The organism is Acinetobacter sp. V116_7, from assembly GCF_056735735.1.
Window position 1 is genome coordinate 138,125 of record NZ_JBWZIF010000014.1, and the last position, 21,390, is coordinate 159,514.

Annotated in this window: 22 protein-coding genes; 7 read left to right on the forward strand and 15 right to left on the reverse strand. The window is 37.3% G+C overall.

From position 1 onward, the window contains the following. Position 1: 1 nt before the first annotated feature. Positions 2-1,501 (reverse strand): xanthine dehydrogenase small subunit, encoded by a 1,500-nt coding sequence (gene xdhA / locus AC1PJP_RS05230; RefSeq protein WP_479766615.1) that lies wholly within the window; start codon positions 1,499-1,501, stop codon positions 2-4. A gap of 260 nt (positions 1,502-1,761) precedes the next feature. Here xdhA and folE point away from each other — a divergent pair, with 260 nt between their 5' ends. Both folE and blaADC read left to right on the forward strand, forming a co-directional pair. Further along, positions 1,762-2,310: a GTP cyclohydrolase I FolE gene (gene folE / locus AC1PJP_RS05235; RefSeq protein ID WP_001187844.1), complete on the forward strand. Its 549-nt coding sequence runs from the start codon at positions 1,762-1,764 to the stop codon at positions 2,308-2,310. A 150-nt stretch (positions 2,311-2,460) separates the two neighbouring features. Next, a complete protein-coding gene (blaADC, locus tag AC1PJP_RS05240) occupies positions 2,461-3,612 on the forward strand; it encodes an ADC family extended-spectrum class C beta-lactamase (protein WP_479766616.1) in 1,152 nt (383 codons plus the stop codon). Positions 3,613-3,681: 69 nt separating this feature from the next. Here the strand turns inward: blaADC and AC1PJP_RS05245 are convergent, their stop codons facing one another. From AC1PJP_RS05245 to hemE, 4 genes are all read right to left on the reverse strand, one after another. Continuing rightward, on the reverse strand, positions 3,682-5,565 hold the full coding sequence (locus tag AC1PJP_RS05245) for an Lnb N-terminal periplasmic domain-containing protein (protein ID WP_479766617.1): 1,884 nt from the start codon (positions 5,563-5,565) through the stop codon (positions 3,682-3,684). 70 nt (positions 5,566-5,635) lie between these two features. Then, complete coding sequence (locus AC1PJP_RS05250) at positions 5,636-6,106, reverse strand: DUF3015 family protein (protein WP_005307224.1); 471 nt, start codon at positions 6,104-6,106, stop codon at positions 5,636-5,638. Between the two features lie 149 nt (positions 6,107-6,255). Next, entirely contained in the window at positions 6,256-7,050 is a 795-nt protein-coding gene (locus tag AC1PJP_RS05255) for a DUF817 domain-containing protein (RefSeq protein WP_005307226.1), read from the reverse strand. A 5-nt stretch (positions 7,051-7,055) separates the two neighbouring features. Next, entirely contained in the window at positions 7,056-8,129 is a 1,074-nt protein-coding gene (gene hemE / locus AC1PJP_RS05260; protein WP_005307229.1) for a uroporphyrinogen decarboxylase, read from the reverse strand. Between the two features lie 302 nt (positions 8,130-8,431). Here hemE and AC1PJP_RS05265 point away from each other — a divergent pair, with 302 nt between their 5' ends. Both AC1PJP_RS05265 and AC1PJP_RS05270 read left to right on the forward strand, forming a co-directional pair. Next, on the forward strand, positions 8,432-9,670 hold the full coding sequence (locus AC1PJP_RS05265; RefSeq protein WP_151743314.1) for a L,D-transpeptidase family protein: 1,239 nt from the start codon (positions 8,432-8,434) through the stop codon (positions 9,668-9,670). A gap of 187 nt (positions 9,671-9,857) precedes the next feature. Beyond that, positions 9,858-10,544 (forward strand): pirin family protein, encoded by a 687-nt coding sequence (locus tag AC1PJP_RS05270; protein WP_013197179.1) that lies wholly within the window; start codon positions 9,858-9,860, stop codon positions 10,542-10,544. A 33-nt stretch (positions 10,545-10,577) separates the two neighbouring features. On the opposite strand, the gene AC1PJP_RS05275 is transcribed toward AC1PJP_RS05270, so the two are convergent. The 5 genes from AC1PJP_RS05275 to AC1PJP_RS05295 form a co-directional block, all read right to left on the reverse strand. Continuing rightward, positions 10,578-10,814, reverse strand: coding sequence for a hypothetical protein (locus AC1PJP_RS05275; RefSeq protein ID WP_322004768.1), 237 nt, complete (start codon positions 10,812-10,814; stop codon positions 10,578-10,580). A 105-nt stretch (positions 10,815-10,919) separates the two neighbouring features. Beyond that, the gene (locus AC1PJP_RS05280; protein ID WP_479766618.1) at positions 10,920-11,531 is read right to left on the reverse strand and encodes a M17 family peptidase N-terminal domain-containing protein; all 612 of its coding nucleotides are present in this window, start codon (positions 11,529-11,531) and stop codon (positions 10,920-10,922) included. An 18-nt stretch (positions 11,532-11,549) separates the two neighbouring features. Further along, entirely contained in the window at positions 11,550-13,010 is a 1,461-nt protein-coding gene (locus tag AC1PJP_RS05285; protein ID WP_479766619.1) for an alginate export family protein, read from the reverse strand. Between the two features lie 109 nt (positions 13,011-13,119). Further along, on the reverse strand, positions 13,120-14,034 hold the full coding sequence (locus tag AC1PJP_RS05290; RefSeq protein WP_151828035.1) for a glyoxalase: 915 nt from the start codon (positions 14,032-14,034) through the stop codon (positions 13,120-13,122). Between the two features lie 31 nt (positions 14,035-14,065). Next, positions 14,066-14,497, reverse strand: a complete 432-nt coding sequence (locus tag AC1PJP_RS05295; protein WP_151828036.1) for a DoxX family protein — start codon at positions 14,495-14,497, stop codon at positions 14,066-14,068. A gap of 275 nt (positions 14,498-14,772) precedes the next feature. On the opposite strand from AC1PJP_RS05295, the gene AC1PJP_RS05300 reads away from it, so the two are divergent. From AC1PJP_RS05300 to chrA, 3 genes are all read left to right on the forward strand, one after another. Next, the gene (locus AC1PJP_RS05300) at positions 14,773-15,660 is read left to right on the forward strand and encodes a LysR family transcriptional regulator (protein ID WP_479766620.1); all 888 of its coding nucleotides are present in this window, start codon (positions 14,773-14,775) and stop codon (positions 15,658-15,660) included. A gap of 101 nt (positions 15,661-15,761) precedes the next feature. After that, on the forward strand, positions 15,762-16,688 hold the full coding sequence (locus AC1PJP_RS05305) for a chromate resistance protein ChrB domain-containing protein (protein WP_479766621.1): 927 nt from the start codon (positions 15,762-15,764) through the stop codon (positions 16,686-16,688). Continuing rightward, the gene (gene chrA, locus AC1PJP_RS05310; protein ID WP_479766622.1) at positions 16,685-18,037 is read left to right on the forward strand and encodes a chromate efflux transporter; all 1,353 of its coding nucleotides are present in this window, start codon (positions 16,685-16,687) and stop codon (positions 18,035-18,037) included. Before AC1PJP_RS05305 ends, chrA begins: the two co-directional genes overlap by 4 nt. 106 nt (positions 18,038-18,143) lie before the next feature. Here the strand turns inward: chrA and AC1PJP_RS05315 are convergent, their stop codons facing one another. From AC1PJP_RS05315 to AC1PJP_RS05335, 5 genes are all read right to left on the reverse strand, one after another. Beyond that, positions 18,144-18,689, reverse strand: coding sequence for a TetR/AcrR family transcriptional regulator (locus AC1PJP_RS05315; protein ID WP_479766623.1), 546 nt, complete (start codon positions 18,687-18,689; stop codon positions 18,144-18,146). Positions 18,690-19,452: 763 nt separating this feature from the next. Continuing rightward, positions 19,453-19,659 carry a hypothetical protein gene (locus AC1PJP_RS05320; protein ID WP_013197165.1) on the reverse strand — a complete coding sequence of 69 codons (207 nt, stop codon included), beginning with the start codon at positions 19,657-19,659 and terminating at the stop codon, positions 19,453-19,455. Positions 19,660-19,727: 68 nt separating this feature from the next. After that, entirely contained in the window at positions 19,728-19,955 is a 228-nt protein-coding gene (locus AC1PJP_RS05325; RefSeq protein ID WP_005307255.1) for a hypothetical protein, read from the reverse strand. A gap of 107 nt (positions 19,956-20,062) precedes the next feature. Further along, a complete protein-coding gene (locus AC1PJP_RS05330; protein WP_003650532.1) occupies positions 20,063-20,278 on the reverse strand; it encodes a cold-shock protein in 216 nt (71 codons plus the stop codon). 472 nt (positions 20,279-20,750) lie between these two features. After that, on the reverse strand, positions 20,751-21,263 hold the full coding sequence (locus AC1PJP_RS05335; protein ID WP_479766624.1) for a phage antirepressor KilAC domain-containing protein: 513 nt from the start codon (positions 21,261-21,263) through the stop codon (positions 20,751-20,753). Positions 21,264-21,390: the final 127 nt, after the last annotated feature.

The window sequence follows — 21,390 nt, forward strand, 5'->3', positions numbered from 1 at the left end:
GTTAGATCTCCACCATAGCAATCAAGTCATTCACACGAGTAATCGTTTTAGACAGGACTTTTTCTACATAAAAACGCTGTAAACAGTTTTTCGCGACGTGTAACCGATATGCCGAGCTAGCACGTCCATCATCTAAAGGTTGATAGTCTTGCGATAATGCCTCTTGAGCCTGAACGATCAATTCTGCTGTAAGTTGCTGACCTTCCAATATGGCTTCTGCATATTTTGCACGTTTGGGAATAGCAGCCATGCCACCAAAAGCAATTCTGACATTGTGAGCGACATGATAAGTATCTAACTCACATGAAATGGCCGCACATACCGCAGAAATATCTTGCTCAAAACGTTTAGCAATTTTATAGCTAGCAAATTTAAAACGCGTCTGTCCTTCGCGAAGCGGAATAACAATCGCCTCAACAAACTCACCAAGCTGTAATGCTGTTTTTTGATAATCGAGATAAAAGTCTTCCAAGGCGATTTCACGAGTCTGCTCACCTACACGCAAAATCAATTGTGTACCTAGGGTAATTAATGCCGGCATTGAGTCGCCAATAGGCGAACCATTGGCAATATTTCCACCTAGAGTTCCTGCGTTTTTAATCGGCATAGAAGCAAAACGACGCTGTAATTCTTGAAATTCGGGATAAAACTCTGAAATTTTGATGAGTGCATCACTCAAACTGACATTTGCCCCAATCGTTAAAGCATAGTCTGTGACTACAATCCTTTTCAGTTCGTCCACCTGACCAATATAAAGCATATCGCCCAAATCACGGCCCTGCTTTGTTACCCACAAACCGACATCTGTACTACCTGCAACAATCCGTGCTTGCGGCAACTGTAAGCGTAATGCGGCAAAGTCCTGCAAAATCTTTGGTGCAAAGAATTGTTGACCATGATCATTTAAATGTAATGCAGGTAATGTTTTGATCTCTTTTAATACATCAATTATTTTTTGGCGTTCTAATACAACACGTGGATAGTCATAAGCTTTTTGTGCTGCATCTAAAATAGGGCGATAGCCTGTACAGCGACATAAATTTCCAGAAAGATAATCACTGATTTTATCTTTGCTTGGAGGTTGTTTTTCATTTTCATACATTGACCATAAGGACATGATAAAACCGGGCGTACAAAAACCACATTGTGAACCATGCATATCCACCATTGCCTGCTGTACTGGATGAAGTGCTCCATCTTGTGTAGGCAATAAATTATGCAGATCTTCTACTGTAAACAGGGCTTTACCATCTAATGTCGGTAAAAACTGAATACACGCATTCACACTGCGCAATTGCAGATTGTCATTGACCAACTCACCAATCACTACTGTACATGCACCACAATCGCCCTCAGCACAGCCCTCTTTTGTACCAGTCTGCCGAGTCTTACCCGTTTGAGTATATTCTCGTAAAAATTGTAAGACTGTCATGGTGGGTAATACATTTTCTACTTGTTGCTGACTACCACGAAAAAAAAAGGTGATTGGACGTTCTGACATGTTTTATCCTTATGCTCTATAGTACGGCATATTTGCAAATATGATGCCATCAGGCGATCATTTATAACTTACCTCTATTAGTTGCACATTTCATGCTCAAATAATTGACTATTAACGATAAAAAACATGAAATTTATTCACCATTTATCTAATGCGCGCCGAACAGGATAAATATAGTGCGACGAGTTATGAACATCAGGGCATGTTTCTGATACAATGCCGAGCTTGTCTAATAGAGTAAATTTATACGCCTTATGTCAATGCAGCAATCGTACGCAAACATTCTGACTGCCGTCGGTGAAGACCTTAATCGTCCCGGCCTTAAAGATACGCCTGTGCGTGCGGCTAAAGCTTTTTCATATTTAACTTCTGGCTATAGTAAAACTTTAGAAGAAGTCACCAATAATGCGGTTTTCCCATCAGATAACCATGAAATGGTATTGGTGAAGAATATTGAATTCTATTCGCTTTGCGAACATCATCTCCTCCCGTTCTATGGCCGTGTTCATGTTGCCTATTTACCAGAAGGCAAAGTTCTTGGCTTATCTAAATTTGCACGTATTACCGAGATGTTTGCTCGTCGTTTGCAAATTCAAGAAAATTTAACTCAACAAATCGCCGAAGCGGTAGCTGAAGTGACTGGCGCACGTGGTGTGGCTGTCGTGATCGATTCAGCACATATGTGTATGATGATGCGTGGTGTAGGTAAACAGGAATCTACAACTCGTACAGTTTCATTTGTCGGAGATTTTAAAACTGACAAAGAAGCACGCCGTGAATTTTTAAGTGCAGTACCAGAAAGCTACTAATCTGGTAACTACTGCAAAAAAAGCCCGACTCAGTTGGGCTTTTTTTTATATTTAGATAAAGCACTTACTCTATAAAACATAACAATCAAATTATGTGATTTTTGTTATAAAAGTACACATCTTTAATTTTAAATAATTTATGAGTTAATCATGCGATTTAACAAAATTTCTTGCTTACTTTTATCCCCTCTTTTTATTTTTAATACCTCAATTTATGCAGGGAATACACCAAAAGAGCAAGAAATTAAGAAACTGGTTGATCAAAATTTTAAACCGTTATTAGAAAAATATGATGTGCCTGGGATGGCTGTTGGCATCATCCAAAATAATAAAAAGTATGAAACGTATTATGGTCTACAATCCGTTCAAGATAAAAAAGCCGTAAATAGCAGTACCATTTTTGAGCTCGGTTCAGTTAGTAAATTATTTACTGCTACAGCTGGTGGATATGCCAAAACAAAAGGAACAATTTCTTTTAAAGACACACCCGGAAAATATTGGAAAGAATTAAAAAACACACCGATTGACCAAGTTAACTTACTTCAACTTGCTACTTATACAAGTGGCAACCTTGGCTTACAGTTTCCAGATGAAGTCAAAACAGATCAGCAAGTTTTAACTTTTTTCAAAGACTGGAAGCCTAAAAACTCAATCGGTGAATATCGACAATATTCAAATCCAAGCATTGGTTTATTTGGAAAAGTTGTTGCTTTGTCTATGAATAAACCTTTTGACCAAGTCTTAGAAAAAACCATTTTTCCAGATCTTGGCTTAAAACATAGCTATGTAAATCTGCCTAAAACTCAAATGCAAAACTATGCATTTGGCTATAACCAAGAAAATCAGCCGATTCGAGTTAACCCCGGCCCGCTAGATGCACCTGCGTACGGCGTTAAATCGACCTTACCGGATATGCTGAGTTTCGTTAATGCCAATCTAAATCCACAAAAATATCCGGCAGATATTCAACGCGCAATTAATGAAACACATAAAGGTTTCTACCAAGTAGGCACGATGTATCAAGCATTAGGTTGGGAAGAGTTCTCTTATCCAGCACCGTTACAGACTTTATTAGACAGTAATTCAGAACAAATCGTGATGAAGCCTAATAAAGTGACTGCTATTTCAAAAGAACCTTCAGTTAAGATGTTCCACAAAACTGGTTCAACCAACGGTTTTGGAACCTATGTTGTGTTTATTCCAAAAGAAAATATTGGTTTAGTTATGTTAACCAATAAACGTATTCCGAATGAAGAACGCATTAAAGCAGCGTATGCAGTATTGAATGCAATAAAGAAATAATCTTTTGCTAAAACAAAAAAGGGAGAAATGATTTCATTCATTTTTCCCTTTTTTTATTCGTAATGCTATTTAAAAGAACCAAACATATCCTAGACTTGATTTCATCCAGTCTCGATGATTTTGTTGTTCATAATCCAAATTTAATCGAACAGTATTATTACTATTAATCACATATTGCCACTGAGTATTTACTCTCAAATTCCATTGGTTTTGATCTTCCCAATAGGGTAATTCAATTTGCACTACAGAGTTGAAGTGTTCAAACCACTGATTCATGCAACCCAAAGTTGGCCCCATCCCCCCACGCCACCCTTTATCTAGATTTGAACCGCCTTGTAGATAGGTTTGTAGTTGCCCATAGCAAACATGTTTGCGCTCATAGTCAGCAAAGCTATATCCAACCTGAGCATTAAAATTCGCTACGCCATGCTGTTTTTCTTCACTAAAAGTACCATCATGAATCGCTTCCTGACGCCAACCTAAATTAAATCCCCAACTCAGCGGTGTTTTAAAAGGTTGAATCGGGTTATAAGAATTTACTTCTAGCAGATCAAGACGTTCTAGTTTTAAATGGTCATCTCGCCACTGTACATTACCATTTAAAAAGAGTAATTGAGTTCCCGCACGATATCCGCCTTGAGGATCTATCAAGTCATGATAGGCTTGGCGATGACCAAATTCGATAAACTTATCACCTTGCACTTCACCAGCTTTGACTGAAATATTACGTGCATTGTGACCTTCAGTTGGCTCTTTTGTTGGTCTTTTAGGTTCTTGACGCTGTTTGTCTAAATCAATCTGGCTTCTGAGTGCTAAAAGCTGGCGCAACTGTGGCTGAGCAACGCTTTCTTCTATTTTACGGCTCGTAAATTGAAGATATAAATCATCATAAGCCATCTCTAAAATTTTAGCCTGATCTTGCTCACTAAATGATTTTAAAATCTGAGAAGACTGCTGAGTGGGCATCATCGCAATTTGATGGGCCACTTTTGCTAATGAGGCACCATGCTGATGAGCTTGGGCCAATAATTGGGTTTCCAAAGCTGGTCGATATACAGGAGCTTTGGTAAGCCCTTGCTGCTGCATCGATTTAATGGTTTCCATCGGGATGGAAGCATGAGTGAATTTCTCTTGCAGGTGAGACTCCGTTTTTACTAAATCAACCAACCCTAACAATCGATAGGCACAGTTATCACTCACAAAGTAATAAGGAAAGCTCACATGTTGCATCTCCCAAATATGGCTTACTAAAAACCGTGTTTCTTCAGGTGTTAAATTTAGCTCATATTCCCATAAATCACGGCTTTCAAAATCGCCGTACTCTTTTACTTTACGGTAATAAGGCATCAGTGAATATTCACCCGGATATTGCCCTGTTAAGCCTTTCCATGCATATGACCAGTTGTCGTTTCCAGCCACAGTTGCTGCATAATTTACAGCGTAGGAAACTAAATTTAATTGTTGCTGATCTTTCGGGTCTAAACGCAATAAAGTATGCCCAAACATGGAGCTCGGATTGCCCATAAAATCTGTCGCGTAAATTAATGTCGCTTTATGAGGCTTAATCTGCCCAATCCAGTTTTCAAATTCTGAACACTTCACTTGAGGCAATTCACTTTCTTGAATGCCTACTTTTTGTATGAGCCATTGACTGCGTGCCGGAAATTTACAGCGAATCGACTGATTATCTTGAGCAGGCATAAATAATGCCGAGATGTCAGCTTTCAGTTCTTCTTTTAAATTATTTTTCCCACTTTCCGACATGAAATAGCCAGAATAAGTGACATCACTTTTATGGTCTTTATTAGCATACATGAGCCTTTGCCATGTAATGTCTTGATCTAAGTTTTTCTGTTCTGCAATTGACCAATATTTTTGAATAGATGGATTTATATCTGCTGAATATGCAGTATTCACTGCCAAAGAGGCAAAAACTAAAACAAATGACTTCATTAAGCTCATCAATTTTTATCATTAAATATAAGAAAAACCCTGCCATACGACAGGGTTTTCAATTTCAAACTTATACGTAAGCTTTTAAAACGTCGTCTTTAGCCATTACAGTTTGCAGTGATGCTAAAACTTGAAGGGTATTTTGGTTATTTGCAGAATAGATTTCACCAAAGTTTGCTTTTGAAACTTTAAAGAAACGGTCTTTGTCTTGAGGTTTGATTTGCATTAACTCAGCAAGTACGTTTAGGCTTTCACCTTGGCCTACAGCCATATCACGTGCTAAAGCTTCTGCATTTTCATTTGTGAATGTTACAACTTGCGCTGTTACTGTCCCGCCTTGACGGCAGCCTAAAGTACCGAAAGTGATCCCTAATAATTGGTTAGTAAAAATACCGTTTGTTGTTGCAGCAAGAATTTTAGGCGCTACTCCTTTTTTACCAGCCCATATTTGTGTACCTGCACCACAACCCACATCGTTGTCAGCCATTGCAACACTTGAACCAGCTGCTAATAACGCAGCTAAAGCTAATTTTTTTAACATAGATGTAAATCTCCAAAAATCATTATTGATTGTTTCTTATGTGTTGTATTGTTATGTGTAATTCTTATTACACGATATTAAAGATAACGAGAAGGCTGTGATTTAGCAATTAAAAAATAAACAATATGATAAAAAGTGCAAAAGAAAAATTATCTTAAATTCCAGTTACCTTGATTATCCCTGTTGCCTAGTATTTTAAGCACCAGTACTAAACTTAAAAGTAATAATAAATACCACGACCCTAGCTTGCCCCAACCGACCATATGCCAAGCATCGACCTGACTTGGATAAAGCCAGATTTTATAAAATGTACTTATATTTTCAGCAATCCAGATCAGAAACGCGAGTGTAAACAAAACAGGTAACATCGGGATTTTAAATTTATGTTCATTTAACTGGAAATAAAGTTTTGTTTTCCAAAAAATAAAAATACTAATCGCGAATAAAATATAGCGAATGTCTGGAACAAAAAATTTACTCATAAAATTTATATATGAGAAAAATGCCAGTAACAGCATAGCTCCAAAACTTGGAAGTTTTTCAAAAGACACTTGAAACAGTCGTATTGAACGTGCAAAAAAACTACCTACAGCCGAATACATAAAACCTGCAAATAAAGGCACAGTTAAAATTTTAAATACGGCGGGCTGTGGATATTGCCACGATGCAATGGCAGGATGCGTTAGAAATATTTCCATAACCATCGCCATAACGTGGAATAAAGCGATGACCTTGGCTTCTTCCCATGACTCCAGTTTTAAATAGAGTAAGCAGATCTGGATTAAAAGTGCATAGGTCAGTAAATAATCATAACGATAGAACCCCATGTATTCATGGCTTCCCATCGGTGCTGTTAAAGCAAAAGCAATTAAAAGCAAAATACCAAACAAGGCTGCCGAAACAGCCTTGCCGATAAATTGAAACGGTAAAGTTAGATATTGCACAAAAACTATCCTAGATATTTAGCACTATACTCATGCACTGTATCTACAAAGATTTTTGGTTGTGCAGGATCCACCCATTGAGTAATCCCATGGCCCAAGTTAGCAATGTAACCCGTCTTTTCGCCATTTGCGTAGGCATCGTCTATCATCAATTTCACTGCTTTCTCAATTGAAGCAGCCGAACCGTATAAAACAGCCGGATCAAGATTCCCTTGCAGAGCGACACGTCCAGCCACTGTAGTTCGAGCCGTATTTAATGGTGTCGTCCAATCTAAACCTAAAGCATCAGCACCTGTTGTGATCATTGGTTCTAACCATTGACCGCCGCCTTTTGTGAACACGATGATAGGAATACGTCGACCATCTTTCTCACGTTGTAAACCTGCAATGATTTTATTCATGTAGTTTAAAGAGAATTCGACATATTCACGGTGTGCTAATGCCCCGCCCCAGCTATCAAAGATCTGGATGGCCTGAGCACCAGCATCAATTTGAGCATTTAAATAGTCAATGACTGAGTCTGCTAAATGATCAAGCAAAGCATGTAAAACTTCTGGTTGAGCGTACATCATCTGCTTGGTAAAACGGAACTCTTTACTTGAACCACCTTCAACCATATAAGTTGCAAGCGTCCAAGGGCTACCAGAGAAACCAATCAGTGGAACTTGACCACCTAAAGCAGAACGAATTGTACTTACCGCATTCATCACATAATCAAGATCTGATTTTGCATTTAATTTTGGTAAATTTGCGACATCTTGTTCAGTACGTACGGTCTTTTGAAACTTAGGGCCTTCGCCAGTTTCAAAATAAAGTCCTAAACCAAGTGCATCTGGAATAGTTAAAATATCTGAAAATAAAATTGCTGCATCTAAATCATAGCGACGCAAAGGTTGTAAAGTCACTTCACAAGCAAAATCTGTATTTTTACATAAAGATAGGAAATCACCTGCTTGTGAACGTGTTTCGCGATATTCAGGCAAATAACGCCCTGCTTGACGCATCATCCACACTGGTGTGGTATCTACAGGTTCGCGTAACAAAGCACGGAGGAAACGATCATTTTTCAAAGTCGTCATTACCAATCTCTATCTTCTTTATGTGGCAGCATCATATCAAAAACAGAGACATTTTTATAATTTCAATTTCACACAAAAAACTCGTCAATCTACTAAAAAATGCATATTTACACAAAAGTCTACTGCAAGCCTTGGGGTTTTCTGCAATACTTGCAACATGTTACATTGGGGTCATTGGATATTCTTTTAATCACTAAATTACCAATCTTGGGCTCATAGAAGTGAGTTATTGGTAATTTTATGCACTTTGAGATTAGATCAATCCCCTATTGCTTATATGAAAATTCTTAAGGTTGAATTACATGTTTGTTCGCTCATTACTCGCTATGAGTTTAAGTTGTATTATTGCTAATGTTGCTTTTGCTGCTTCAACAACTGAGCAACCCCTGAACCCTAAAAAGGTATCAGCTCCTGTAGAAGATCCGATTGATCCTTTAGCAGTAGATGCAGCTTCAACTGTAAAAGCTCAAGCTTCGACACAAATTACCGCTCAAGAACAAAACGACTTAAACCGAGCGTCAACAACATTACAAAATTTACAGAAAACTGAAGATCCAAATGCTGAATCAGGCATCGCGGCGTCTACTCCAGCTGTTGCTAAAAGCACTGCTGCGTCTACGGCTCCTGCGACAACCGCTGCATCATGGACTTTAGATAGCTTAAATTCGGCAGAATGGTCTGAAAATATTGGTAAAGGCCAACTTCCAGTTTATGCGCGTGCACATGTAATGCTCAATAATGCACATGCTTCGCCAGGTGCAATTGACGGCATGAGCGGTAAAAATACATTAAAAGCAATTTCTTCATTCCAACAAATGAATGGTCTATCACCTACTGGTGACCTGACCAAAGAAACTTGGGATGCATTGGTTGCTAAACAAACCAAGCCAGCATTTATTGAATACACAATTTCTGATGCTGACCTAAAAGGCCCATATGCTGAGTCGATTCCTTCTGACTACGCATTACAAGCTAAAATGAAAGGTTTGTACTACACACGTGTAACCGAAATGTTGGGTGAGAAGTTTCATATTGATGAAGCTTTCTTAAAGAAAATTAACCCAACTGCGACATTCAAAAAAGCGGGTGAAAAAATCATTGTTCCAAACGTACGCAATGATTTACCAGAAGATATTCATTTGATTATTGCCCATAAAGGTGCAAAACAATTGTATCTCTTCAATAGCCGGAACCAAATGATTGCCTCATTTCCTGCAACAATTGGCAGTACTGATACGCCTTCTCCGGCCGGTACTTACAAGGTAGTTGGTGTGGCTCGTAACCCTTGGTATAGCTATTCACCTTCGAACTTCGTACAAGGTAAAAACTTAAAACCACTTTCTTTACCACCTGGCCCGAATGCTCCAGTAGGTAATATCTGGATTGGTTTAAGTAAAAAATCTTTCGGTATTCACGGAACACCAAACCCATCTTTAATTTCTAAAACAGCATCACACGGTTGTATCCGCTTAACAAACTGGGATGCAAACGATTTAGGAAATAAAGTACGTTCTGGCGTAACTGTTAAATTCCTTGAGTAATCCATATATTCTTTAAAAGACCTGCCTTCATGGCAGGTTTTTTTTATTCTTAAAAAATTGATCAATAAAAAACTTTACAACCATATCAATTATGCAACGACATGTTGCAGTTAGCCTATTTTTCTAGTCTCAATAGAACATTAATATATTTCTCAAGAGATAAATAAAAAATTTGGGAGATTAAATCATGAATACTTATCTACATCGTGGTGAAGATCGAGGACATGTAAAAGCGGGTTGGTTAGAGTCTTATCACAGCTTTTCATTTGGTAGCTGGTACGATCCTAAATATATGGGTGTTAGTGCATTACGTGTGATTAATGATGACAGAATTGATGCACATAATGGTTTTGGTACACACTCGCATGACAACATGGAAATCTTAACCTGTGTGCTAGATGGTGCAATTTCACACCGTGATACGATGGGAAATGAAGGCCAAATTAAGGCTGGTGAATGGCAACTCATGAGCGCTGGTACAGGTGTGGCTCATAGTGAAATCAATAACACTGATACGCCTGTACATTTATTACAGATCTGGATTATTCCAGACGTAAAAGAAGCTGAGCCAAATTACCAGCAAATTAGCCTTGACCCACGTAATGATCCAAACAAATGGCATTTAATTGCAGGGCCTGATGCAAATGCACCGATGCATATTCGCCAAAATACAGAGATAAAGTCAGCTGTATTGGAAAAAGGACATGAGCTAAACGTTGAGCCAGTTAAAAAAGTGAACTATGTTCACGTGATTTCAGGCGTGATCCGTATTGGCGATCAAGAAGTCAAAGCTGGCGATGCTTTCGTGTTTGAAGGTAAAGCGACGATTCAGGCAACTGAAGATAGCCAATTTATCTGGTTCGATTTACCTTAAATCATTAAAAGCCCTTTGCATAAAAGGGCTTTTTTAATCTCCACCGCCGCCGCTATCACAGCTACCTGAATCTGAAGATGACGAACAATCATTTGAATAACTAGAGCTATGATGACTAGGAGTATTATCGTGAAAATGATGTGTTGAAGAAGATGAATGATCGTGTTCGCCAGATGACGAATTGTTTTTTAGATTTTTGAGTAGAGCAATTAAGCAGATCAGTCCAATACTAGAAAAAATTGCAATAAATATAATTATAAATAACTTCAAATAACGACCTCCTACTAAAGCAACAGAGATATGTGTTGTGTTCCTATTTCATTATTTAAATGAGTCATGTTGAAGAAACAAGTTGTTTTTTGATAAGTTAAAATATTAGCTATAAAAAACTTTGGCAAAAGACGCTATATATTGCTCGGCCTTAGCATCATAATTTTGAAAACCTGCATCAAAAACCCATCTTTCAATTTCAGATTTTTTGACTAAATTTTGCAAATAAAGCTGATGATGTTTGTCTAATTCTTCTTTTAAACTTCTTAGCATAAGTTCATTTAAACCAGCGGGAGGATTCAGACCTGTATCTAAAAGACTCGGCGCAAATGCCACGCTATTGAGTTCCAGTTGATGCGCTGTCTTTACAACAGTTTTTATCGCAATCTCGATTCGCTCTATCGTGAAATCTTCAGGCGCTCCCATTCCTATCAATAACACTTTAGAAGCTTGTATGGTTGATGGTGTTTGATTTATTAAAAGAACATCATTCAATTTCGCGCTGAACCAATTATTTTTTCGTATCAGATCTAGTCTTCCATTTAGAGCTTCATCTAAATGTGCCAAACCGCCCGAAAAAGAACAGTTATTCATTTCATGTTCAAAAACACAAGCACAAGAAAGTTCAACCTCGGCCGAAGCACAGTCCCAAGTCACGAGTTCGATGTCTAGATTTTGATAGTGACCAATTTTAGTTTGCTTTAAATCTGTGCTCATATTTTTTCTCTTTTAGTTTTACCATGCATATTTAAGTTCAAGACCTAAATAGTTTGCGTCTTTACCACCTGCTTTCTTAATGGTATCTCCGACTTCAAAGTGCACTCCTTCGGCAGTAACAGACAAATTAGAATTTATTTTCTGATCTGCTCTCAGTTGAATATATGCCCCTGTCCAGCTTGAACCTTGGCCTGCTGTGTTTGCCATGCTGTTATTACCTTGGAAATAAACTGCATCATTGGTGGTTTCACGCCACTGAAAACCTAAAGCACTTAACAGAGTAAGTTTATCGGAAGGCTTAAATGTCAGAGATGGTTTTATGTGAATAATATTGCTGTAGCCACTGTAACCCGCCAAAGTAAAGTATGAGCCGTTTGCAAAGAGCTGGTTAAAAGTATTGAGTTCATTATCGTTGGCGTTTTTATCACCTGTAGCAATATCAAACTGGACGCCTAAACGCGGCGACCAAGCTTGGTCAGCAAATGTGTACCCTGTAATGCTACTGAGTCCCCATGCTTGAATAGTTTGTCCACCAATCTTTCCATGTTGAAACATGCCTTCAACATCCCAATCGATATTATTCTTTTTACCCATATGGCGAACGTCATATAAGTCTCGAATTTCATTTCCTTTAACGCTTGTAAAAGATGCATTATCTCGTGCATAACGCGAGTAATAACCAGATAACTCACCTCCCCACACATTTTGTTTATCTACGCGAAAGCCACTAAAACTTAAATTACGTTTCGAGTGGTCGTTAAAAGTTGAATCTTTTTCAATTTGAACAGGTCTGGTGAGATAGCCTAAAACTCTCCAATCGCCATATTCATAATTCGACCAAATGCCATCGAAGGCTTGCCTAACATTTGGCCCCTCACGATTTGAAATAAAGCGTTGTAAGTCAAAAGCCATCTCTTGACGGCCAACTCTAAACTTAAAAGTTCCGTTATTTAAAGGACTCACCCAAGCAATAAAAGCTTGCTCTACATCGAGTCTATTCTGATCGGTACTGCTAATATTCTTTTTATCAAACGCTCGTGCATCACTGAGCTGAGTAAATAATTGTAAATGATCGCCAATACGTGCATCTGCATGAACTTGTAATCTTTGAATTAAATAGCGATCGGCTTGATTATTTCCGCTGCCAAATCTCGCATTATTATTGACTTCAAAACGCTCGCGAATATTCGCACCCAATGACAAATAATTATTATCGCCAAAGGGTATATATTTGAAATCATCACCTATTTTCTTTGGTACACACGAGTTTTTTAAAACATCCCAATTTTCTTGCCAACGATTCGTTGAGATTTTTGGGCGAGCTGGACATGCATTTGTATTTGAAACCTCATTTTCTGCATGCGCAAATTCATAAAGAAATAAACTTCCCGTAAGCAAGACGCTCATTTTTATAATTTTGAGATAATTTTCGGAGGTCTTAATGCGATATTTTCTATCATTAGAAATAGGCTGAGCCATATAGTTATCCACGGTAATAAACAGGTCATTGCAGAGACTTAGTCTTTTGCACTCACACCGCCCTTAGGCGATATGAGCGTTGATTTCTAACAATCATTAAGACAATAAATTACTTTATAGCAGCATGAATTTCGGCAATATAACCGCCTGGGAACTGCACCATCGCTGCCTCACGACCATCTGATTTATAGGCATTCACCAGTACAGATACACCCGCTTTTGTGGCTTTATCTAAAGTCTCAGATAAATTTTTGACTTCATAACCCGTCATATCGTGTCCATATGGATATGGAAGATGTCCATCTGTGACTAACACTGTCATTTTGCCGAAATCAGATTCAACGCGAATACGTCTATACGTTTCATTTGGGCGTCCAATCTCTACACCAGCCGCTTTCGGATTGTCTGAAACCACTTTGCCGTGCGAGAAATTAACGAACTTTTTAACGAAAGAATCGGCACTTTGTTTTGAAACATAAATACGATTTTCTGGAACAGTTTCTAGTTTGTTATAGCTCGGTTTAGTCGTGTGCCAATAAAGCTGCATATTTACGCCACCCGGCCATTGGATGACTGCATCACGCCCGATTGGGTCAGGAAATACATCAACAATCACATCTGCCCCATTTGCTTTGGCAGACTGGACGGCTGTATCCATATCTTTGACTAAATAGCCTGTTCTTTCTAAACCAAACGGATATGGAATTGGAGTTTTAAAACCAAATACAGACAGTGTTCCTACTGGAGTCAATACAAGCTGGGAAATGGTTTGGCTTGGTGTTGGCGTCACCTGAAAAATGCCCTGTTTAGATTTGGTCCCGCCAAAAGTCGCGACTAAGCTGTCGGTAAATTTATCGAAGTCTTCGGGGTTAACATACACATGCGTTGTATCGTATTGAGGAGCTACACCGGGCGCTTCACTTTTTACACTGGTTGTTGTTTTGGCAAAAACTTGAGGAACAATGGCAACATTTGTGCCCACTAGCATGGTGCTTAAAAGCAAGGCTGATAATGATTTACGCATAAAAGACTCCGTAAGAATTAAGTGCTACAACTTATTGTGACTTTGTTTGTTGATTAGAAAGAATGGTGACCATCACTAGAGCAGCAATGAGACCGAGATGTTCAAAGAAACTATTAAACGTGCTAAAAAAAGCTGGACCTGTGTGATTCCAAAAATCGTTGGCAACCAGCATTGCTATTGCGGTTAGACAGCCTAAAGCCCCCGCTCCTAACCAGACAAAACGATTAAAAATCACCAAGAGCGAACCCACAATTTCAATAAAAATCGCTGTAGCTGCCCAGAGCCAAGCAGGTTGTAAACCAAAACTTGCCTGCTCCTCAATAGCCGCATGAAATCCAATTAATTTATTCATTCCACCGACTAAATATGCGGAAACTAATGCAAGTCGAAGAAGTGGGAGCAATCCATGAATTGATAAGATCTTTTTTACCCACACAGGATTATTATTAATTAAGTCACTCATCTATTTACCTCATTGGTATTTCGATTTTTTAACAACCCTATAAAGTTATAAAATATTAATATTTGCAAGAACCATGATTTTAATTTAGATATTTAAAATGATTATTTATATGATTCACCAAAAAATTAATTAGCAGACTATATAAAATCAAAAATAAGCGTAAACTACTAGACACTTATTTAAATACAAACTGTATCCTTAAAAGATACAATGATTGATAAGTAAAAATTCATAATATAGTTTAGCTACACGCCAATTTAGCCTTTCAAAATTTAATGGATAAACTAGACTGTATTCATACTTTTATTAGTGTTGTAGAAAGTGGAAATTTTAGTAATGCCTCCAGAAACTTAGGTATTACTCGAGATCAAGTTTCTAAAAGAATTTTTTATTTAGAAAGTTTATTCAGTACATCATTGTTTATTCGTAACACTAGAAAGATGGACCTCACCCGCTCAGGGGAAAAGTTTTATCAACGGTGTAAAGTTATTGTTAAAGAGCTAGATTTAGCTGCTATTGACTTCATCTATGATCAAAAATATCCTGAAGGTATATTAAAGATCAACGTTCCAGATGCTTTTATTCAGACATGCTTTTCAGAAATTATTTCCAATTTTCTAAACCAATATCCTCATATAGAAATTGATCTATTATTTTCAGAGAAATCAATAGACATTAATGAAAATAAATTCGATATTGTTTTAAAAATTGAAGAAGATATTAAAGAGGAAAATATTTTTATTCTAAATAGCTATAAAAGAAACTTCTATGCAACAACGACATTTTTAAATAAACATGAAAAACCTGAAAGTATAGAAGAACTAAGAAAACATAATATATCGTTATATTCAAGATCAGATTTAAAAGATAAGATTATTAACTCAAGCCCTCAACTCATTTGCAATAATATAGAAATTCTTTTAGATTTTTGCCAAAAGAACCAGAGTATTTTGTTTATTCCTGATTTCTTAGCAAAAAAATATGAAGATGATGGCGTAATTATTAATTGCTCAGAAGACATCTTTTCATCAACGGTTCATTTTTATGCAACCACCCCCTATGGCTCAAAAATTCCAAAAAAGGTTGAACTTTTCTTAGAGTCGTTGAGGCAACATTTTTCAAACTTAGAGCATTTTCAGTCTTATAAGGCTATCTCTCAGTAGATCGCTTTTTTCTTATAAGTATATAAAAAAAGCGCTAGTCACGATTAATACTATTTAAATATTTTTGTTATATACTAAACAAAATATGTTGAGTATATAACATGAATATATCATTACTCATATCTTCACTCCCTACTCAGAACTCAACCGCTCGTATGAGAGTCTGGCGTTCACTCAAAGCAAGCGGAGCCGCAACTATTCGTGATGGAGTGTATCTATTACCCATAACGCATTCTGAAAAGTTTGAAGCTATCGCGCAGGATGTAATCTCCGAGCAAGGTTCAGCTTATATCTTTCAAGCAGAAGCGCCATTAAACCTTGAAATTGTTCCACTTTTTAATCGTAATGAAGAATATGAAGCTATACGTAAACAGCTTGTTGATTTAAATCAGAATCAAAATGAAAGTGAAAAAAAAGAATTACTTAAACAAGTCCGCAAATTAAGAAAGAGCTTTGATGCTCTTGTAGAAATTGATTATTACCCTAGCGAAATCCAAGGGCAGACGCTTAATGAACTGGTTTCACTCGAACATTCTATTGCTCGACTTGGTGAAACCAATGAACCCGTTTTTACTCAAGCAAAGATAAAGAGACTTCTAAAGAAAGATTATCAAAATCGAGTCTGGGCTACCCGCAAGCATCCATGGATAGACAGATTAGCGTCAGCTTGGCTCATCAAAAATTTTATTGATGAATCCCCTCAGCTTATATGGCTAGAGTCTCCTTCTGAGTGCCCCGCACATGCGCTTGGTTATGATTTTGATGGGGCCGCTTTCACGCATATTGATAACTTCGTTACGTTTGAAGTCCTCTTACATAGTTTTGAACTTGAAACACCTGCATTAAAAAAGATTGCGGAAATTGTGCACTATCTTGATGTAGGCGGTTTTGAACCACCAGAAGCAATAGGCATAGAAAAAGTAATTCAAGGTTTACGTAGTCAGATCAGCAACGACGACCAATTATTCGAATTAGCCAATTATATCTTTGATGGCTTATATGCCGACTTAAAAAGAGAATGCTCATGATACAAGAAAAAGAAAATTCACTGCACTCGCCCGTTGAACCTGTCAGCTTCTGGCGCGCATTTCTGTTTTGGCTCAAATTAGGATTTATCAGCTTTGGCGGGCCAGCAGGACAAATCGCAGTTATGCATCAAGAGCTTGTTGAGCAAAAGCGCTGGATTTCAGAAAAACGTTTTTTACATGCGCTTAACTATTGCATGCTGTTGCCCGGCCCAGAAGCACAGCAGTTAGCGACCTATATTGGCTGGCTTATGCACCGTACCGTTGGAGGTATAGTTGCGGGTGTTTTATTTGTACTCCCCTCGCTGTTTATTTTGATCGGACTATCATGGATCTACATTAAATTCGGTGATGTTCCCGTCATTGCTGGCCTGTTTTATGGAATTAAACCCGCAGTAGTCGCTATTGTTTTTCATGCGACTTATCGAATTGGTAGTAAATCACTCAAAAATAAATTTTTGTGGTTAATTGCTGCTCTCGCTTTCCTTGCTATCTTTGTTTTAAATCTACCCTTTCCACTTATCGTTTTGGCAGCAGGACTTACGGGTTATTTTACAAGTAAGAAGTATCCTGAGCTATTTTCTAGCAATGCTGGACATAAAAATAGCCAAAAAGATTATGGTATTGCTTTAATTGATGACGACACTCCAACGCCAGATCATGCAAAGTTCAGATGGTCGCATCTGACTAAAATTCTGATTATTGCAGCGCTGCTGTGGTTTATTCCCGTGCTGGGGCTTGGTCTTTATTTCGGTTGGGATCATGCATATACCCAAATGGCATGGTTCTTTACAAAAGCAGCTTTACTTACTTTTGGCGGTGCGTATGCGGTACTGCCCTATGTCTATCAAGGTGCTGTGAACTATTATGGATGGTTAAGTCCAACCCAAATGATTGATGGTTTAGCACTGGGTGAAAGTACACCAGGCCCATTAATTATGGTGGTTGCTTTTGTCGGTTTTCTTGGTGGCTTTAACCATGCCTTATTAGGTTCAGAACACTTATTTTTAGCAGGCGCAATCGGCGCGACTATTGTTACTTGGTTTACCTTTCTATTTTCATTTGTTTTTATTTTGGCAGGTGCGCCTGTTATCGAATCAACGCATAACGAGCTTAAGTTTACAGCTCCATTAACTGCAATTACTGCTGCCGTAGTTGGCGTGATTTTAAATTTGGCACTGTTCTTTAGCTACCATGTTTTATGGCCTCATGGATTTGGTCAAGCTTTCAATTATGAAGCTGCTTTAATTGCAATTGCTGCATTCATTGCTCTATTCCACTTTGAAGTAAAAGTAATGTATGTCATTTTAGCGGCAGCTATTTGCGGTCTATTTTTATACATTGGAATATAAAAACTTTGTGATGTAAAAAAGGGGAAGCATAAGGCTTACTCTTTTTTATGTTGTTGCTTAAACACATGGTGAAAGTATTGGAATGCCTTGTTTAATCTGAGCAGTTTCATATTAAAAACCACTCCAACACCATATCTCTTTCATCCAAACTGTTTGAACTTAAAGTCTGTAGCATCAAACCATCTATCAGGTTTAGAACCATATTGGCATCGGGTTTGAGTGCTCTGCTTTCCAGACTAAAGACCAGATCAAAAAGTTCTCTAAGCAACCATTTTCGATATTCAACTGCCATGCCGTAGGCTCTTGGATAAAGCTGTTTTATTTCAAAAATGGCTTTAAATAAAAGATGGTAAAAGCTATTCACATCGACATGTAAGCAGACAATTTCTTTGATTTTATCGACAGTCTTTGGGTAACGGTGTGAATAGACAATTGCCAGCACTTCTTCTTTCAGTCGGCTTTTTTGAAGGGTTAAGCATGTTTCAACAAGGCGTTCTTTTGAGTGAAAGTAGTTATAAAAGGTGGCTTTGGGAACTTTAGATTTTTTGACAATTAGGTCTACGCCTGTATTGTGAAATCCATAGGTATTAAATAGATCTACTGCTGTATGTAGCACTTTTAATTTTTTTGAAGATGTTTCTAAATTTGGCATATTTTTACCGTTATAAATTCTTGTTGTTTCTAAATGAGATACTTTTTGGGAGAAAAAAAGGCATAGCAAAGCCGTAAGACTGTGCTTGGCACATCTCAAGTTTTATTGTTGAAATAAGTTTTTAGCCGTAATGACTTAAAGCCTGAAAACCCTAAAGGTAATCAAGCTGATAAATATGATTTAAGTCGTGTCGTTATAGCTTTTGGCAAAGGCTGCCAAGAAATTAAGAATGTGCAAAGCCAACTCCTTTTTATTGGGAGTTCTGCCAGACATTTAAAGAATTATGGTGGCAGAACGAAAGGGGGTTAGCAGACTGGCCGAAAAAACCCAGCACACCCGAAGGTGTCCCCCTCCCGTTCCACCGTAGAGGGGGCACGAGGGTTCGTCACTAAAAGAATTAACTTTTAATGCTTTTCGGAACGGTCTGCTAAAACCGACTGGCAATGTGGCCAGCAGGCAAAGGATAGTGCTCTGCCCTTTAGCAGTCAAGCACACAAAATGACATTTGTTTTAAATTAGATCATTAAAAAGTAAGGATAAATAATGAGTAAGGGATTGTTAAATGGGGGTTTATAAAGGGGGGAATTTTGAGATATAGCGGTTTAGGAAACTAGAAATGCGCTAGTGCGGCTTCCGCCACCTGCGCTTTATTATTAAAGTTATTGTTTAATTGAGTATTTGCAAAATATGCCCTAAAGCTATGAGGTTTTTCTATTTTTAAAAGAACGCTATCCTGCAACGTTAAATGTACTGCGTGGATAGATTAATTTATTTTATCAATTTTAAAAATTTTACCACTTAGAGTACTTTGAAAAAACATTTCAAAACCCGGTCGTATATCTTCACCTTCAACTGTAATGTATTTTAAATTAGAAAAACATTGAGTATTAGCGAAGTAACTATCTACTGTTGCCTGAATGACGTATTTAATTCCAAACTGGTCTTTAACACTGATATTTTGTTTAAGCATGACGATATCCTAATAAAATTATGGCAGAAATAATGGACCCGCCTAAATATCCAATAGCAAACTGAGTTTTAACTAACTCTATAATCTAATTTAAATAGTTGATTTATAGACGCATAAAAGGTACGCCCATCTAAATTTAAATCAACTTCAATTCCAGAGGAAAGAAGAACTCTTTTACCAACTTCAACAGTTTTAAAACCTTGACGTGTATTTTGTATTCTATTTAGAGGAATTAAAGACACTAAAATTTCTGTACCATTTTTAGATTTTGCAATTAAATCATTTATTTTTAACAATTTATATCCTAAATTAAAATTTACTTATAATCTTAAAATAATTTTAAAATTAATTTAAAGTGAAAAGCACTCATTAGTGCTTTTTACTTATGACTGCTTATAATTATTTATAGAGCAACAATATTTACAGCATTTGGGCCTTTTTGGCCTTGTGCAACACTGAATTCAACACGTTGACCTTCAGCAAGAGTTCTGAAACCTGAGTTAGCGATTTCGCTAAAATGAGCAAAAACGTCTGGTCCTGATTCTGGTTGGATAAAACCGAAACCTTTAGCTTCGTTAAACCACTTAACAGTACCTTTCATGATATTTGAATTAGACATAATACATCCTAGTTTTTTTAAAAATTTAAACCATTTTATTGGTTATGAGTAACATCGAAATAATAAAGAATGGAGCTGAAAATCTGAAAAAAACGAAGGATTATGACTAATACTGCGGTACTTAGAGAAGATTTACCAAACATGACTTTTTCTAGTTATGTTCATTGTATACGAAAAATAAAATTAATCAAGTTTTCTAATATATATATTTATTTTATTTATAAAATAAGGTGAAGTTCTGGATTCTAGGTGTTTATAAGCAAGTTGTGCTCATTACAGGTAGGCAAAGGACAGTGCTACCCTTTTGCAGTCAAGCAAATGACATTGGCTTTAAATTAGATCATTAAAAGTAAGGATAAATAATGAATAAGTGATTATTTAGGAGGGGTTTATAAAAGGTGAGAACCTCTTTTAAGAGTTTCCCACTCATTCCCAGTGCCTTATCTATCAAGCAATTTTAAAGTTCATTATCTTAGGCTTCCTTACCAAAAGCTTTAGCCAAAATATTCATCCCCTTAGGAAGAATAAAAAACTCTATCATAGTGAAAGTATACTGGTCACCATTAGGGCGAACCCGAATAACCTTTTCATATTTGGTTTCACAATACCCACGTACCTGACTATAGTATGTTGAAGTACGTGCATTATTAAGATGACGATCCCAACCATGTTTTCGCAACCAGCTAGCTAATACTTGTCTTTTAATATTTAAGATCTTGCATGCTTGCTGAAATTTCACTCCTGTAGGTGTTTGAGTAATGGTGTCGATCGTTCGCTCTAAAAACTGGTTCTGAGTTTCAAGATGAATTACTTGCTCTGTATAGTCCAAAAGAGCACGGCGTAAAGCCTGAGGATTTGAAATATCTACGACCACTCTATCCCCCCTAGAGTAAATCGGATCATTTAAATTGGGCTGACCTAAAGTATTACGGTTAATACTTAATAGTTCACCAGTGTGATGGTAGATAACTCGAATTGGTTGCATTTATTTAGCTCCATACAGTTGTGTTTGATGGAGCAATAAAATCAAATTAGGTATTACCTCAGGTAAGATAGGTAACGTAAAAAAATACCCTACCATAAGTAGGTAGGGTATATATAAATCAACAACT

Bases quoted from the DNA above. Each gene is read 5' to 3' on its own strand.
- xdhA (WP_479766615.1), bottom strand. From the start codon at position 1,501: ATGTCAGAACGTCCAATCACCTTTTTTTTTCGTGGTAGTCAGCAACAA.
- folE (WP_001187844.1), top strand. From the start codon at position 1,762: ATGCAGCAATCGTACGCAAACATTCTGACTGCCGTCGGTGAAGACCTT.
- blaADC (WP_479766616.1), top strand. From the start codon at position 2,461: ATGCGATTTAACAAAATTTCTTGCTTACTTTTATCCCCTCTTTTTATT.
- AC1PJP_RS05245 (WP_479766617.1), bottom strand. From the start codon at position 5,565: ATGAAGTCATTTGTTTTAGTTTTTGCCTCTTTGGCAGTGAATACTGCA.
- AC1PJP_RS05250 (WP_005307224.1), bottom strand. From the start codon at position 6,106: ATGTTAAAAAAATTAGCTTTAGCTGCGTTATTAGCAGCTGGTTCAAGT.
- hemE (WP_005307229.1), bottom strand. From the start codon at position 8,129: ATGACGACTTTGAAAAATGATCGTTTCCTCCGTGCTTTGTTACGCGAA.
- AC1PJP_RS05265 (WP_151743314.1), top strand. From the start codon at position 8,432: ATGTTTGTTCGCTCATTACTCGCTATGAGTTTAAGTTGTATTATTGCT.
- AC1PJP_RS05270 (WP_013197179.1), top strand. From the start codon at position 9,858: ATGAATACTTATCTACATCGTGGTGAAGATCGAGGACATGTAAAAGCG.
- AC1PJP_RS05280 (WP_479766618.1), bottom strand. From the start codon at position 11,531: ATGAGCACAGATTTAAAGCAAACTAAAATTGGTCACTATCAAAATCTA.
- AC1PJP_RS05285 (WP_479766619.1), bottom strand. From the start codon at position 13,010: ATGGCTCAGCCTATTTCTAATGATAGAAAATATCGCATTAAGACCTCC.
- AC1PJP_RS05290 (WP_151828035.1), bottom strand. From the start codon at position 14,034: ATGCGTAAATCATTATCAGCCTTGCTTTTAAGCACCATGCTAGTGGGC.
- AC1PJP_RS05295 (WP_151828036.1), bottom strand. From the start codon at position 14,497: ATGAGTGACTTAATTAATAATAATCCTGTGTGGGTAAAAAAGATCTTA.
- AC1PJP_RS05300 (WP_479766620.1), top strand. From the start codon at position 14,773: ATGGATAAACTAGACTGTATTCATACTTTTATTAGTGTTGTAGAAAGT.
- AC1PJP_RS05305 (WP_479766621.1), top strand. From the start codon at position 15,762: ATGAATATATCATTACTCATATCTTCACTCCCTACTCAGAACTCAACC.
- chrA (WP_479766622.1), top strand. From the start codon at position 16,685: ATGATACAAGAAAAAGAAAATTCACTGCACTCGCCCGTTGAACCTGTC.
- AC1PJP_RS05315 (WP_479766623.1), bottom strand. From the start codon at position 18,689: ATGCCAAATTTAGAAACATCTTCAAAAAAATTAAAAGTGCTACATACA.
- AC1PJP_RS05320 (WP_013197165.1), bottom strand. From the start codon at position 19,659: ATGCTTAAACAAAATATCAGTGTTAAAGACCAGTTTGGAATTAAATAC.
- AC1PJP_RS05330 (WP_003650532.1), bottom strand. From the start codon at position 20,278: ATGTCTAATTCAAATATCATGAAAGGTACTGTTAAGTGGTTTAACGAA.
- AC1PJP_RS05335 (WP_479766624.1), bottom strand. From the start codon at position 21,263: ATGCAACCAATTCGAGTTATCTACCATCACACTGGTGAACTATTAAGT.